The organism is Variovorax boronicumulans NBRC 103145 (assembly GCF_001591345.1).
In the GTDB taxonomy this organism is placed as follows: domain Bacteria; phylum Pseudomonadota; class Gammaproteobacteria; order Burkholderiales; family Burkholderiaceae_C; genus Variovorax; species Variovorax boronicumulans.
Genome location: NZ_BCUS01000081.1, coordinates 1 through 11,973, shown reverse-complemented (window position 1 = coordinate 11,973; position 11,973 = coordinate 1). Strand labels below are relative to the sequence as shown.

Annotated in this window: 16 protein-coding genes and 1 tRNA gene; 9 read left to right on the top strand and 8 right to left on the bottom strand. The window is 65.6% G+C overall.

Going from position 1 to position 11,973, the window contains the following annotated elements:
- Window positions 1–36: 36 nt before the first annotated feature.
- Complete coding sequence (locus VBO01S_RS21380; RefSeq protein ID WP_062479052.1) at window positions 37–711, top strand: histidine phosphatase family protein; 675 nt, start codon at window positions 37–39, stop codon at window positions 709–711.
- 6 nt (window positions 712–717) lie between these two features.
- On the opposite strand, the gene VBO01S_RS21375 is transcribed toward VBO01S_RS21380, so the two are convergent.
- The gene (locus tag VBO01S_RS21375) at window positions 718–1,050 is read right to left on the bottom strand and encodes a hypothetical protein (protein ID WP_062479049.1); all 333 of its coding nucleotides are present in this window, start codon (window positions 1,048–1,050) and stop codon (window positions 718–720) included.
- 95 nt (window positions 1,051–1,145) lie between these two features.
- A complete protein-coding gene (locus tag VBO01S_RS21370; RefSeq protein WP_062479046.1) occupies window positions 1,146–1,394 on the bottom strand; it encodes a GlsB/YeaQ/YmgE family stress response membrane protein in 249 nt (82 codons plus the stop codon).
- Between the two features lie 277 nt (window positions 1,395–1,671).
- Here VBO01S_RS21370 and VBO01S_RS21365 point away from each other — a divergent pair.
- Both VBO01S_RS21365 and VBO01S_RS21360 read left to right on the top strand, forming a co-directional pair.
- Window positions 1,672–1,747, top strand: a tRNA-His gene (locus tag VBO01S_RS21365).
- Between the two features lie 286 nt (window positions 1,748–2,033).
- Entirely contained in the window at window positions 2,034–2,381 is a 348-nt protein-coding gene (locus tag VBO01S_RS21360; protein ID WP_056583066.1) for an H-NS histone family protein, read from the top strand.
- A gap of 97 nt (window positions 2,382–2,478) precedes the next feature.
- Here VBO01S_RS21360 and VBO01S_RS21355 read toward each other — a convergent pair whose 3' ends face one another.
- A complete protein-coding gene (locus VBO01S_RS21355; protein WP_062479044.1) occupies window positions 2,479–3,465 on the bottom strand; it encodes an NADPH:quinone oxidoreductase family protein in 987 nt (328 codons plus the stop codon).
- A 128-nt stretch (window positions 3,466–3,593) separates the two neighbouring features.
- Here VBO01S_RS21355 and surE point away from each other — a divergent pair, with 128 nt between their 5' ends.
- The 5 genes from surE (at window position 3,594) to rlmD (ending at window position 8,638) form a co-directional block, all read left to right on the top strand.
- Entirely contained in the window at window positions 3,594–4,352 is a 759-nt protein-coding gene (gene surE, locus VBO01S_RS21350) for a 5'/3'-nucleotidase SurE (protein WP_062479041.1), read from the top strand.
- Window positions 4,353–4,356: 4 nt separating this feature from the next.
- Complete coding sequence (locus tag VBO01S_RS21345; RefSeq protein WP_062479039.1) at window positions 4,357–5,133, top strand: protein-L-isoaspartate(D-aspartate) O-methyltransferase; 777 nt, start codon at window positions 4,357–4,359, stop codon at window positions 5,131–5,133.
- Between the two features lie 11 nt (window positions 5,134–5,144).
- Window positions 5,145–6,056 carry a peptidoglycan DD-metalloendopeptidase family protein gene (locus VBO01S_RS21340; RefSeq protein ID WP_062479036.1) on the top strand — a complete coding sequence of 304 codons (912 nt, stop codon included), beginning with the start codon at window positions 5,145–5,147 and terminating at the stop codon, window positions 6,054–6,056.
- Window positions 6,057–6,060: 4 nt separating this feature from the next.
- Window positions 6,061–7,134 carry a sigma-70 family RNA polymerase sigma factor gene (locus tag VBO01S_RS21335; RefSeq protein ID WP_082818221.1) on the top strand — a complete coding sequence of 358 codons (1,074 nt, stop codon included), beginning with the start codon at window positions 6,061–6,063 and terminating at the stop codon, window positions 7,132–7,134.
- A gap of 67 nt (window positions 7,135–7,201) precedes the next feature.
- Complete coding sequence (gene rlmD / locus VBO01S_RS21330) at window positions 7,202–8,638, top strand: 23S rRNA (uracil(1939)-C(5))-methyltransferase RlmD (protein WP_062479033.1); 1,437 nt, start codon at window positions 7,202–7,204, stop codon at window positions 8,636–8,638.
- 46 nt (window positions 8,639–8,684) lie between these two features.
- On the opposite strand, the gene VBO01S_RS21325 is transcribed toward rlmD, so the two are convergent.
- Window positions 8,685–9,386: a Bax inhibitor-1/YccA family protein gene (locus VBO01S_RS21325; RefSeq protein ID WP_062479032.1), complete on the bottom strand. Its 702-nt coding sequence runs from the start codon at window positions 9,384–9,386 to the stop codon at window positions 8,685–8,687.
- A gap of 171 nt (window positions 9,387–9,557) precedes the next feature.
- Between VBO01S_RS21325 and VBO01S_RS21320 the strand changes: the two genes are divergently transcribed.
- Window positions 9,558–9,965 carry a GlcG/HbpS family heme-binding protein gene (locus tag VBO01S_RS21320; RefSeq protein ID WP_056583078.1) on the top strand — a complete coding sequence of 136 codons (408 nt, stop codon included), beginning with the start codon at window positions 9,558–9,560 and terminating at the stop codon, window positions 9,963–9,965.
- Between the two features lie 184 nt (window positions 9,966–10,149).
- Here VBO01S_RS21320 and hemP read toward each other — a convergent pair whose 3' ends face one another.
- The 4 genes from hemP to VBO01S_RS21300 all read right to left on the bottom strand — a co-directional run.
- Complete coding sequence (hemP, locus tag VBO01S_RS21315; protein WP_062479029.1) at window positions 10,150–10,362, bottom strand: hemin uptake protein HemP; 213 nt, start codon at window positions 10,360–10,362, stop codon at window positions 10,150–10,152.
- A gap of 104 nt (window positions 10,363–10,466) precedes the next feature.
- On the bottom strand, window positions 10,467–10,880 hold the full coding sequence (locus VBO01S_RS21310) for an ExbD/TolR family protein (protein ID WP_062479026.1): 414 nt from the start codon (window positions 10,878–10,880) through the stop codon (window positions 10,467–10,469).
- Between the two features lie 8 nt (window positions 10,881–10,888).
- A complete protein-coding gene (locus tag VBO01S_RS21305) occupies window positions 10,889–11,605 on the bottom strand; it encodes a MotA/TolQ/ExbB proton channel family protein (RefSeq protein ID WP_062479023.1) in 717 nt (238 codons plus the stop codon).
- A 22-nt stretch (window positions 11,606–11,627) separates the two neighbouring features.
- On the bottom strand, window positions 11,628–11,973 hold a 346-nt coding region (locus VBO01S_RS21300), incomplete at its 5' end, for an energy transducer TonB (RefSeq protein ID WP_255221163.1).

The window sequence follows — 11,973 nt, the reverse complement described above, 5'->3', positions numbered from 1 at the left end:
CAAGCGCGGTTCGCGCTTCTTGCCAGAATCCGGCGCATGGGAACCCTTTACCTCGTGCGCCACGGGCAGGCCAGTTTCGGTGCTGCCGACTATGACAACCTGAGCGAACTCGGACACCGGCAGTCCGTGCGCCTGGGTGAATACTGGCGCGAGCGCGGCATGCGTTTCGATGCCGTCATCACCGGCACGCTGAAGCGCCACAAGCAGACCTGGGAGGGCATCTCGCAGGGGCTCGGGCTGTCGCGTGACGACGTGCTGCCCTGGCCGGGACTCAACGAATACGACAGCGAAGCCGTCATTGCCACGGTACACCAGGGCAAGCTCGAAAAGCCCGATTCACCCGAGATGTACCGCCATCACTTCCGCCTGCTGCGCGATGGGCTGGGGGCATGGATGCAGGGGCGTACGGCGCCGGTCGGCATGCCGAGCTACGTTGACTTCCTGGCCGGCGTGACCACCGCGCTCGACCATGTGCGCGAGCGGCACCACGGCGCGAAGGTGCTGGTGGTGTCGAGCGGCGGGCCGATCAGCACCGCGGTCGGCCATGTGCTGGGCACGAGCGCCGAGACGACCATCGAACTCAACCTGCGCATCCGCAACAGCTCGGTGACCGAGTTCGCCTTCACGCCGAAGCGGCACATGCTCGTGACCTACAACACCTTGCCGCACCTCGACGGCCCGGCGTATGCGGACTGGGTCACCTACTCCTGAACCGCGTCAGGCCTGCCAGACGCCATAGCCGGCGCGGCGCAGGGCGATGCCCAGGTCGACCTCCATCAGCCGCGCATCGTCGTACGGCATCGGGTTGTAGCGTTCGTAGAGCGCGGGCAACAGTCGCAGGCCGAATTCCTGCACGAAGCGATTGGCCTGGATGCCGGCCTTGTGCTTGTCGAAACGGATGTCGGGGTCCAGGCCGGTCATGCCGACATAGACAAGGGGCTTGCCGAGTTGGTAGTCGGGGTTGGCGCGCCGGAAGCGGCCGTTGTTCCAGACGCGGTCGTCGAGTTCGACCACATAGACGTGATGACGGGCGCGTGGTTTGCGGGGCATCGGCGGGAAGGCCTCGCGAGGCTGGCTGAAGAAGTGGGGGGCTCAGGCAGCCGGAAGAACCGCCGGCCGCGTTGCGCGGCACGGCGTCAGGGGCATCAGCTCTTGCGCTTGATGAGGCCGTAGAGAATCAGCAGCACGATCGCGCCCAGCACGGAGGCGATGAAGCCGGCGCCCTGGCCGGCGGTGTACCAGCCCATCGCCTGGCCGAGGTAGGTCACGCCCAGCGAACCTGCAATGCCGATCAGCGTGGTCACGATGAAGCCGGCGGAATCGTTGCCCGGCTTGACGGCCCGCGCCACGAGACCCACGACGAACCCGATCAGGATAGTCCAGACGATGCTCATGAAGAAGTTCCTTTGATGAAGTGAAGTGGCGAAAGCCGGGCCCGGTCGGGCCGCTCGCATTCATGATAGCGGAGCCATTCGCGCGTCGGCGTCGGCCTGCCACATCGAACGGGTGACTGCGAAGTTATGCCCATGGGGCAGGGCGCATGTGTGGTGGCAGGCCATCGCGGACGGTCTCTGAAGGCGCTGGGTTGCATGTCGGTGTGGCATTTCGGCGTCTTTGATGATCGCGGAAGCGAAAGCCGCGATTTTTAACGCTACAATCAGAGGCTCTACGGTGGCTGTAGCTCAGTTGGTAGAGTCCCAGATTGTGATTCTGGTCGTCGTGGGTTCGAGTCCCATCAGCCACCCCAAAAAATTCAGTCCCAGCGCTATTTCTCAATAGCACCCAAGGGATTCCAACGCCGGGCTTGCCCGGCGTTGTCATTTCTGGCTTCGCCGTCGCTTCAAACGCCAGGTTGCACGCTGCATTCTTTCCCCCACCGCCCCCGATTTTGAAAGTACCCAAAATGGTGCGCGTGTGTTGCGGGTTGTTGCATTCCGCCAATGCGCCTGCATTTTTCTGCTGAAAAGGCGCTTGTGGCAAAAGTGGTTTGAATTAGAATTCAGCCGTTTTCAATTCACAACAGGAGTCCAACAATGGCTTCGTCACTCGCCGATATCAATTCCCAGATCCAGAAGCACGACGAGCAGATTGCGCAATTGCGCAAGCAGGCCGAAGACCTGCGTAACCAGGAACGGGCCGGCGTGATCGAAGAAGTGCGCAGGAAGATTGCGGAATACGGTTTGACCGCTTCCGATCTGAAGCTGGGTGGTGGCCGTGCCGCCGCAACCAAGCGCAGCGCAGGTCCTGCAGCCGCCAAGGCCGCCGCCAAATACCGCGGCCCGACGGGCGAAACCTGGTCCGGTGGCCGTGGCCGCAAGCCGCGCTGGGTCACGGAAGCCCTGGCAGCCGGCAAGTCGCTCTCCGATTACGAGATCAAGTGATTGCCTGCAGAATCAGTTGGACATTCGCCCAATAAAAAAGCCCGCTCCGGCGGGCTTTTTTATTGGATGGCGCGCACGGCGATGCGCGCGCGTCCGATCAGTTCACCATCACGAGTTTTCCCTTGACGCCGCGCGATCCCATGTGCGCATAGGCGGCCTTCAATTCGGCCATCGGCATCGTGCTGTCGATCACCGGCTTGATTTTTCCCTGGCCGTACCACTGGGCCAATTCGGCCATCATCTGCGCATTGGCCTTGGGTTCGCGCTTGGCGAAATCGCCCCAGAACACGCCCACGAGCGACGCGCCTTTGAGCAGCGTCAGATTCAATGGCAGCGACGGGATCGGGCCCGATGCAAAACCGACCACCAAATAGCGACCGCGCCAGCCAATCGAGCGGAATGCGGGTTCTGCGAAATCGCCACCCACGGGGTCGTAAATCACATCCGGGCCTTTGCCGTCGGTCGCGGCTTTGATGGCATCGCGGAAACCATTGGGCAGTGCGTGCGTCGTGTAATTGATCGTCGCGTCGGCGCCGATCGAGCGGCAGAGTTCGCACTTTTCGTCGGTCGATGCCGCGGCGATCACCTTGGCGCCCGCTGCCTTGGCGATCTGGATGGCTGCGGTGCCCACGCCGCCGGCCGCGCCGAGCACCAGCACGGTTTCGCCCGCCTTGAGTTGCGCGCGGTCCATCAGTGCGTGCCACGAGGTGGCGTAGATCATGATGAAAGCGGCCGCGTCGACATGGCCAAAGCCCTCGGGCAGCGGCATGCACAGCGCGGCGGGTGCCAGCGTGTGGGTGCCGAAGCCGCCCGTGCCCGACAGGCAGGCCACGCTCTGCCCAACCTTGAGGTGCGTGACGCCTTCGCCCACCGCCTGGATCACGCCCGCATATTCCGATCCGGGAACGAAGGGCAGCGGCGGCTTCATCTGGTACTTGTTCTGCACGATCAGCAGGTCGGGAAAATTCAGGCTGGCCGCCTTGATCTCGATCAGCACCTGGCCCGGGCCCGGCGTGGGGGTGGGCAGTTCTTTCCAGGTCAGCGCGTCGACGCCGGTGGGGTTTTCGCAAAGCCATGCGTGCATGCTCGGGGTCTCCTTCGAATGAGTCGTGTGGGCAATGAATTCGGGGCGATGATAGGCGGCGCTGTGGCGCGGCGTTGTCCCTGCTGCGACGCACCCCGCACCTACAATCCGCTGCACCCAGAAGCACCATGAAGATACTTATTTCCAATGACGATGGCTTTCAGGCGCCGGGCATCGTCGCGTTGCACGACGCACTCAAGGACATCGCCGACGTCGAGGTGGTGGCACCCGAGCACAACAACAGCGCCAAGTCGAACGCCCTCACGCTGGCCGCACCGCTGTATGTGCACAAGGCGCACAACGGTTTCCGCTACGTGACGGGCACGCCGGCCGATTGCGTGCACATCGCGCTCAAGGGCCTGCTCGACTACCGGCCCGACCTCGTAGTCTCGGGCATCAACAACGGCGCCAACATGGGCGACGACACCATCTATTCAGGCACCGTGGGCGCGGCGATGGAGGCCTACCTGTTCGGCATCCCGGCCATCGCCTTCTCGCAGATCGAAAAAGGCTGGGCGCACGTGGATGCGGCGGCTCAGGTGGCGCGCCGGCTGGTGCAGCAGATCGAGCGCGAAAAGATGCTCGGTGGCCCCGCCTTCCTGCTCAACGTGAACGTGCCGAACCGCCCGTTCGACGAACTGAAACCGGTCAAGGTGTGCCGGCTCGGGCGCCGCCACGCGGCCGAAAAGGTGATCACGCAGGACAGCCCGCGCGGCGAAACCATGTACTGGATCGCCGGTGCAGGCAGCGCCAAGGACAGCGGGGAGGGCACCGACTTCCACGCGACCGCGGCCGGCCACATCGCGCTGACGCCCTTGCAGATCGACCTGACCGACCATGCCAACCTGGGCCAATGGCGCGAGACGGTTGCCCGTCTCGGCAATTGACGACATGGCGACCCCTCCGCGGCCCAGTTTCCCGGTTCGACTGACCCCCACCGCTTCGGCCGCCACGCGCGGGCGCATGCCCGCTGTGCCGGTCAAGCCGATGGTCCCGTCCACGCCCTCGATGGCTTCCGACGCCGTGCGGGCGCGCATGGTGCAAAAGCTCGCGGCGCAGGGCATCACCGATGCGCGCGTGCTTCGCGCCATGGGCACCGTCGAGCGGCATCGCTTCGTCGACAGCGCGCTGGTCAACCAGGCCTATGAAGACACCAGCCTGCCGATCGGGTTGGGGCAGACCATTTCCAAGCCCAATGTGGTGGCCCGCATGATCGAGCTGCTGCTGGGCGCGCCGGCGCTGGTCGGCAAGCCGCAGGAACGGCTGGGCCGCGTGCTCGAGATCGGCACCGGCTGCGGTTACCAGGCCGCGGTGCTGAACGAGGTGGCCACCGAGGTCTACAGCATCGAGCGCCTGCGCGGACTGCACGAGCGCGCGCGCACCAATCTGCGGCACTTCCGCCTGGCCACCGTCCACCTGATGTTGGGCGACGGCATGATCGGTTACGCGAAGGGCGCGCCGTACGCGGGCATCATCGCCGCGGCAGGCGGCGAGGCCGTGCCCGAGGCCTGGATCGCGCAGCTCGCGGTGGGTGGGCGCATCGTCGCGCCGACCCATTCCGCCACCGGTGGACAGGCCCTCGTCGTGATCGACAAGACCCCCCGTGGGCTCGAGCGGCGCATTCTTGAGGCGGTTCACTTTGTCCCCCTAAAATCGGGCATCGCTTGAAGGAATAACAAATGCAGGGTTTTGGCAATCGGAGTTTGTTCGCAGGCATCACGTTGGCTGTTGTGCTCGTGATCGCGGGCTGCTCCGCACCGCGCGGTCCCGCACCGGTCGAAGACCGGGGCACCATGACGCGCGCACCCGGGGCAACGACGCCCGGCGGTCCTCCCATCACGACCGACGCGTCCGGCAAACCGCTCCCCGGTATCGAGAACTACGGCAAGCCCGGCTACTACGCCGTGCGCCCCGGTGACTCCATCCGTCGCATCGGCAGCGAAACGGGCCAGCGCTGGCAGGACATCGTGCGCTGGAACAACCTCGACAACCCCGACCTGATCGAAGTCGGCCAGGTGTTGCGCGTGATTCCACCGACCGGCGGGAGCACGGCGGTCGCCACCGCACCGTCCACCTCTGCGCCTGCTGCGGCCACCGAGGCGACGACCAAGCCTGTGGCTCCGCAGGCGTCCGTCACGCCGGCCGTGCCGGCCAGCGGCGCGAGCGGCACCACCAAGCCGCCTGTCACGGCCTCGCCTTCGGGCCCGAGCAGCTCGGGCGACGACGACCTGGGCTGGATCTGGCCTGCCAGCGGTTCGCTGATCGCCGGTTTCGACGAAGCCAAGAACAAGGGCTACGACATCAGCGGCAAGGCCGGCGACCCCGTGCTGGCCGCGGCCGATGGCCGTGTGGTCTACGCCGGTGCCGGCCTGCGCGGCTACGGCAACCTGATCATCCTGAAGCACAACAACACCTACCTCACGGCGTATGCGCACAACCAGACGCTGCTCGTGAAGGAAGACCAGTCGGTTCAGAAGGGCCAGAAGATCGCCGAGATGGGCAACAGCGACGCCGATCGCGTGAAGCTGCATTTCGAGATCCGCCGCCAGGGCAAGCCCGTCGACCCGTCGCGTTACCTGCCCAACCGGTGATGCCATGGCTGCCTCCCGCCCTCTCCGCACACTGCCCGTGCGTGGGCTGGCGGGGCAGGGCAGCCCTTCACCTCGAAGCAACGGTGGCCGCAATGGCCATCAGGACAGCGGCGACGAGCCGCTGAGCACGGACTCTCTTCCCGACGACCCCACAGCGGACCCGTCGACTCCCTCAGCAGCATCGGCCCCGCCCCACGGCACCGCCGCCGAGGTCATGGGCGGCGAGGGCGCCGATGCCCTGACCATCTACCTGCGCCAAGTCCGGCGCACCGGACTCTTCACTCCCGCCGAGGAATACACCACCGCCTGCGCCGCACGCGCCGGCGATTTCGAGGCGCGGCAGTCGATGATCGAGCACAACCTGCGGCTCGTGGTCAACATCGCCAAGAACTACCTGGGGCGCGGCATGCCACTGTCCGACCTCATTGAGGAAGGCAACCTCGGGCTGATGCATGCCATCACGAAATTCGAGCCCGAGCGCGGGTTCCGCTTCTCCACGTATGCGACCTGGTGGATCCGCCAGTCGGTCGAGCGCGCCGTCATCACGCAGTCGCGGGCGATCCGCCTGCCGGTGCATGTCGTGCGCGAACTGCAGCAGGTCCTGCGGGCGCGTCGCACGCTCGAGGGCGATGCGGAGTTCCTCGCGAGCCGGCCGGACGGCGTGCGCGTCGAGGACGTGGCCGCGCTGCTCGGTCGCGAGGTGCAGGCGGTGGCCGACCTGTTGGCGCTGGCCGAGGCGCCGCGCTCGCTCGATGCGGGCGACGCGCGCGGCGAAGAAGGCTTCACGTTGGCCGACACCGTGGCCTCCGACGACGAGCAGGGCAACCCCGCCGGCGTGACGCATACCCACGAGGTGGAGCGCCTGCTCGACCAGTGGGTGCAGGCCCTCAACGCGCGGGAGCGCGAGGTGCTCGAAGGCCGCTACGGCCTGCACGACCGGGAGCCCGAGACGCTCGAGGTGCTGAGCGTGCGGCTGGGCCTGACACGCGAGCGCGTGCGGCAGATCCAGAACGAGGCCCTGGCCAAGATGCGCAAGCAGCTGGCGCGCTCCGGCGTCGGCCGCGACGCGCTGTTCTAGCGGTGTGAAGAAAAGAAGGTAACCCGTCGCGGCCGGACCGCCCCGGCCACGCTGAGACAATCGGGGGATGACGGAATCCATCGAAGAAAAGAAAGTCCCCGCGAGCCCCGCCGATGAATGGCTCCAGGTCGAGTCGCTCGACCTGGACGCGCAAGGCGTCTCCCACAAGTCCGACGGCATGGTCGTCTTCATCGAAGGCGCGTTGCCCTTCGAGGAGGTGCAGTTCAACGTCCACCGCCGCAAGAACAACTGGGAGCAGGGCACGGTCACGCAGATTCGCCGCGAGTCCTCGCAGCGCGTGCGCCCCGGCTGCCCGCACTTCGGCCTGCACACAGGCGCGTGCGGCGGCTGCAAGATGCAGCATCTGGACGCCGCTGCTCAGGTGGCGGTGAAGCAGCGTGCGCTGGAAGACAACCTCTGGCACCTGGGCAAGGTCAAGCCCGAGAACCTGCTGCGTCCGCTCGAAGGCCCGGCCTGGCACTACCGCTACCGCGCGCGCCTGTCGGTGCGCCATGTGGTCAAGAAGGGCACGGTGCTGATCGGCTTCCACGAGCGCAAGAGCCGTTACCTGGCCGACATGCAGGTCTGTCCCGTGCTGCCCAAGCAGGTCAGCGCCATGCTGATGCCGCTGCGTGCGCTGATCGGCTCCATGGACGCGCGCGAGACCTGCCCGCAGATCGAGTTGGCCTGCGGCGACGCGCCGGATTCGACCGCGCTGGGCACCATCGCCCTGGTGCTGCGGCACCTGGAGCCGCTGTCGGGCGCCGACATCGGGCGGCTCAAGGCGTTCGCGGCCGAGAACGAGGGTGTTCAATGGTGGCTGCAGGCCAAGGGCCCGGACACCGTGAAGCTGCTGGAAGAGGGCGGTACGCCGCTGGCTTATCGCCTGCCCGCGTTTGGCGTGACGATGCCGTTCAAGCCCACCGACTTCACTCAGGTCAACCCGCACATCAACCGTGCGCTGGTCGGCAAGGCGCTGCGCCTGCTCGATGTGCAGCCCGAGGAGCGCGTGATCGACTGGTTCTGCGGCCTGGGCAACTTCACGCTGCCGCTGGCGAGCCAGGCACGCGAGGTGCTCGGCATCGAGGGCAGCGACACGCTGGTGGCACGCGCGACCGACAACTTCCAGAGAAATCAGCCTGCAACGCCCGAGCGGCGTGCGCTGTCGGCCACCCGGTTCGTGGCGCGCAACCTGTTCGACATGACGCCCGAGATGCTGGTGGCCGACGGCAGTGCCGACAAATGGCTGGTCGACCCGCCGCGCGAAGGCGCCTTCGCGCTGGCCAAGGCCATGGCCGACCTGCACCAGCAGCCTGAACTGCGCACCGGTGGCTGGACGCCGCCCAAGCGCATTGTGTACGTGAGCTGCAACCCGTCGACGCTGGCGCGCGACGCCGGCCTGCTGGTGCACCAGGCGGGCTACCGCTGCACCTTCGCGGGCGTGGTGAACATGTTCCCGCACACGGCGCACGTCGAGTCGATCGCGGTCTTCGAGCTGGAATGAAAAAAGGCCCCGCGGGGCCTTTTTTCTTGGGGTCGGAGCAAGCCGCTCAGTCGCGCTCGCCGCCGAAGATGCCCAGCAGGGCCAGCAGGCTCTGGAACACGTTGAACATGTCCAGGTACAGGGCCAGCGTGGCGCTGATGTAGTTGGTCTCGCCGCCGTCCATGATCTGCTTCAGGTCATAGAGCATGTAGGCCGAGAAGATGCCGATGGCCGCCACCGAGATCACCAGCATGCCGGTGCTCGAGCCCACGAAGACGTTGATGACGGCGCCGAGCATCAGCACCAGCGCGCCGACGAACAGGAACTTGCCCATGCCCGACAGGTCGCGCTTGATGACCGTGGCCAGCGAGGCCATCACGAAGAACACGCCGGCGGTGCCGCCGAAGGCCGTCATGATCAGTTCGGGGCCGTTCTTGAAGCCCAGCACCATCGCGAGCAGGCGCGACAGCATCAGGCCCATGAAGAAGGTGAAGCCCAGCAGCACCGGCACGCCGGCGGCGGAGTTCTTGGTCTTCTCGATCGCGAACATGAAGCCGAAGGCGCCGCCGAGGAAGACGATCAGGCCGAGTCCGCCGGTGAGCGAGCGGGTGATGCCGGTGCTCACGCCGATCCAGGCGCCCAGCACGGTGGGCAGCAGGCTCAGCGCCAGCAGCCAGTAGGTATTGCGCAGCACGCGCTGGCGTTCGGCCTGCGGCAGTGTCTGGCCGTAGCCGGTGGAAGTGTCGAGGGTGGTCACACGGTCGTTCATGGCCGAAGCTCCTGAGGTTGCTGCATGCAATGACACGCAGTTGGGCGCATTCTAGGGGGCTGCAAGAGAGGGCCTTGCAAAGACCGTATGCCCGTTGTTCTTAAGCCCCGGTGGGACGCGGCGGCGCCCCGCCGTTATGCTGTCGGGTTTCGACGCAACCTGAGCTTATCCATGAAGACCAAATCATTCCTCGAACTCGCCGACGTCAAGGCCATCGCCGCTGCAGCGGAAGCCGAGGCCCTGAAGAACAACTGGGCCGTGACCATCGCCATCTCCGACGACGCCGGCAACCTGCTCTGGCTGCAGCGCCTGGACGGCGCCGCCGCGCTGTCCTCGCACATCGCCCCGGCCAAGGCACACACCGCCGCCATGGGCCGTCGCGAGAGCAAGGTCTATGAAGACATCATCAACGGCGGCCGCACCGCATTCCTGACGGCGCCCCTGGTGGAAGGCCTGCTCGAAGGCGGCGTGCCGATCGTGAAGGACGGCCACGTCATCGGCGCCGTGGGCGTGAGCGGCGTGAAGTCGAACGAAGACGCGCAGATCGCCAAGGCCGGCATCGCCGCGCTCGGCCTGTAAGCCGTTTCATTCGCCCAAAGCAAAACGCCGACCTGATGGTCGGCATTTTCTTTTTTCGGGGCTTCAGCGTGAAAAAAAGCTTGGCTAGTCGGCGAACCGTTGGCTAGCAAAAAACGACCCTTCGGAGATGAATCTCCTCGAGTCGCCCCACGATGAAACTTGCGCGAGGGGCGGGCTGAACGACCTACTTGGTCAGGATCAGCTTGCCGAGTTTGGTGGCCTGAAGCCGGTAGAGCGAGCCGTTGTGCATGATGCCCACGGTCTTGCTTCCCTTCAGAAGCTCCGTGCTTTCGACCATCGGCGCCGGACGCGCTGCCTGGATCGATGCATGACCGCCACCCGATTGGTCGAGCGAAGGGTGGTTCAGGACAGAAAAGGCATTCGGGGTGGCTGGCATCTGGAGTTCCCTTTATGGAAGCGATGAGTGAATGATAATGATTCTCAATATAAAGTCAATCGTCGCGATCAACTTTTTTTCGACCCGTCATTCACCCGTTCAGATCACTTCGTGTCGGGCTCGGTGATGAAGCCGATCTTGCGCACGCCGGCTTCGCGGGCCTCGGCCATGGCCTTGGCCACGCGCTCGTAGCGCACGGCCTTGTCGCCGCGGATGTGCAGCTCGGGCTGCGGTTCCTTGGCGGCTTCGGCGGCCAGGCGGTTCGGCAGCTCGCTGTCGTCGATCTTCTGTTCGTTCCAGTAGTAGGCGCCGTCGGCCGTGACGCTGAACAGGATGTTCTGCGGCTTGGGCTGCTCGGGCTCGCTGCTGGCGCGGGGCAGGTCGATGTTGACCGCGTGCTTCATGACCGGCACGGTGATGATGAAGATGATCAGGAGCACCAGCATGACGTCGACCAGCGGCGTCATGTTGATCTCGTTCATCACCTCATCGGGTTCGTCTTGCGTTCCGAAAGCCATGATGCTGCTCAGCCCTTCTTGAGCGGAACCACGACGGCTTCACCGCTGCCGCTTTGCACCCGGGCGCCGGTCACGAAGTAGGCGTGCAGGTCGTGGGCGAAGCTGTTGAGCTTGGTCAGCACGAACTTGTTGCCACGCACCAGGGCGTTGTAGCCCAGCACTGCGGGGATGGCGACCGCCAGGCCCAGGGCCGTCATGATCAGCGCTTCGCCGATTGGGCCGGCCACCTTGTCGATGGTCGCCTGGCCGGCCGAGCCGATGCTCATCAGCGCGTGGTAGATGCCCCAGACGGTGCCGAACAGGCCGATGAACGGCGCCGTCGAACCCACCGAAGCGAGGATGGCCAGGCCGGTCTGCAGGCGTGCCGTGAAGGCGTCGATGCCGTTGCGCAGGGCGCGCGTGATCCAGTCGCTCACGTCGAGCGCGTCATGCAGGTGTGCCTTGGTGTTGCGGTGGTGGGCGGCGGCTTCGCGGCCCTCGAGCGCCAGGGCGCGGAAGGGGTTGCTGTCGTCGGTGCCCAGCTTGTTCAGGGCGGTGGCGAAATCTTCGCTGTGCCAGAAGTCCTGCGAGTGCTTGGCCAGGCGCTTGTATTTGATGACGTCGAGCGCCTTCACGATGATCACGATCCACGATGCGAGGGACATGCCGATCAACAGAACCGCGACAGCCTTGGTGACGAAGTCGCCCTGATTCCAGACGTTCATCAAGCCAAATTGGGAATCCATACGAAGTTGCTCCAGAGAAAAATTAGTTCAGGACGTAGTTGACGGGGGCGTCGTAAGACATGGCCTGCACCACGCCGTTGACCTTGCCGGGCACGAACCGGCATTTCATGATGTATTCGACGGCGGCCTCGTCGAGGCGGTCGAAGCCGCTGGATTTCTTGACCTCGGCGCTCTTGGGCAGGCCGTCGGCGCCCACGAGCACGCGCACGATCACCTTGCCCTGCTCGCCGAGGCGCTTGCTCATGGCGGGATAGACCGCCTTCGGGTTCTGCAGGTAGTCGGCATTGCTCGACGGCAACTGCACGGCGGGCGGCGCTGGAGGCGACGGCGGCGGTGCGGGAGGGGCTGGCGGCGCGGGCGGTGCCGGT

What these genes read in the sequence shown, in the direction of transcription:
- VBO01S_RS21380 (WP_062479052.1), top strand. Translation starts at nt 37, where the DNA reads ATGGGAACCCTTTACCTCGTGCGCCACGGGCAGGCCAGTTTCGGTGCT.
- VBO01S_RS21375 (WP_062479049.1), bottom strand. Translation starts at nt 1,050, where the DNA reads ATGCCCCGCAAACCACGCGCCCGTCATCACGTCTATGTGGTCGAACTC.
- VBO01S_RS21370 (WP_062479046.1), bottom strand. Translation starts at nt 1,394, where the DNA reads ATGAGCATCGTCTGGACTATCCTGATCGGGTTCGTCGTGGGTCTCGTG.
- VBO01S_RS21360 (WP_056583066.1), top strand. Translation starts at nt 2,034, where the DNA reads ATGGCTTCGTCACTCGCCGATATCAATTCCCAGATCCAGAAGCACGAC.
- VBO01S_RS21355 (WP_062479044.1), bottom strand. Translation starts at nt 3,465, where the DNA reads ATGCACGCATGGCTTTGCGAAAACCCCACCGGCGTCGACGCGCTGACC.
- surE (WP_062479041.1), top strand. Translation starts at nt 3,594, where the DNA reads ATGAAGATACTTATTTCCAATGACGATGGCTTTCAGGCGCCGGGCATC.
- VBO01S_RS21345 (WP_062479039.1), top strand. Translation starts at nt 4,357, where the DNA reads ATGGCGACCCCTCCGCGGCCCAGTTTCCCGGTTCGACTGACCCCCACC.
- VBO01S_RS21340 (WP_062479036.1), top strand. Translation starts at nt 5,145, where the DNA reads ATGCAGGGTTTTGGCAATCGGAGTTTGTTCGCAGGCATCACGTTGGCT.
- VBO01S_RS21335 (WP_082818221.1), top strand. Translation starts at nt 6,061, where the DNA reads ATGGCTGCCTCCCGCCCTCTCCGCACACTGCCCGTGCGTGGGCTGGCG.
- rlmD (WP_062479033.1), top strand. Translation starts at nt 7,202, where the DNA reads ATGACGGAATCCATCGAAGAAAAGAAAGTCCCCGCGAGCCCCGCCGAT.
- VBO01S_RS21325 (WP_062479032.1), bottom strand. Translation starts at nt 9,386, where the DNA reads ATGAACGACCGTGTGACCACCCTCGACACTTCCACCGGCTACGGCCAG.
- VBO01S_RS21320 (WP_056583078.1), top strand. Translation starts at nt 9,558, where the DNA reads ATGAAGACCAAATCATTCCTCGAACTCGCCGACGTCAAGGCCATCGCC.
- hemP (WP_062479029.1), bottom strand. Translation starts at nt 10,362, where the DNA reads ATGCCAGCCACCCCGAATGCCTTTTCTGTCCTGAACCACCCTTCGCTC.
- VBO01S_RS21310 (WP_062479026.1), bottom strand. Translation starts at nt 10,880, where the DNA reads ATGGCTTTCGGAACGCAAGACGAACCCGATGAGGTGATGAACGAGATC.
- VBO01S_RS21305 (WP_062479023.1), bottom strand. Translation starts at nt 11,605, where the DNA reads ATGGATTCCCAATTTGGCTTGATGAACGTCTGGAATCAGGGCGACTTC.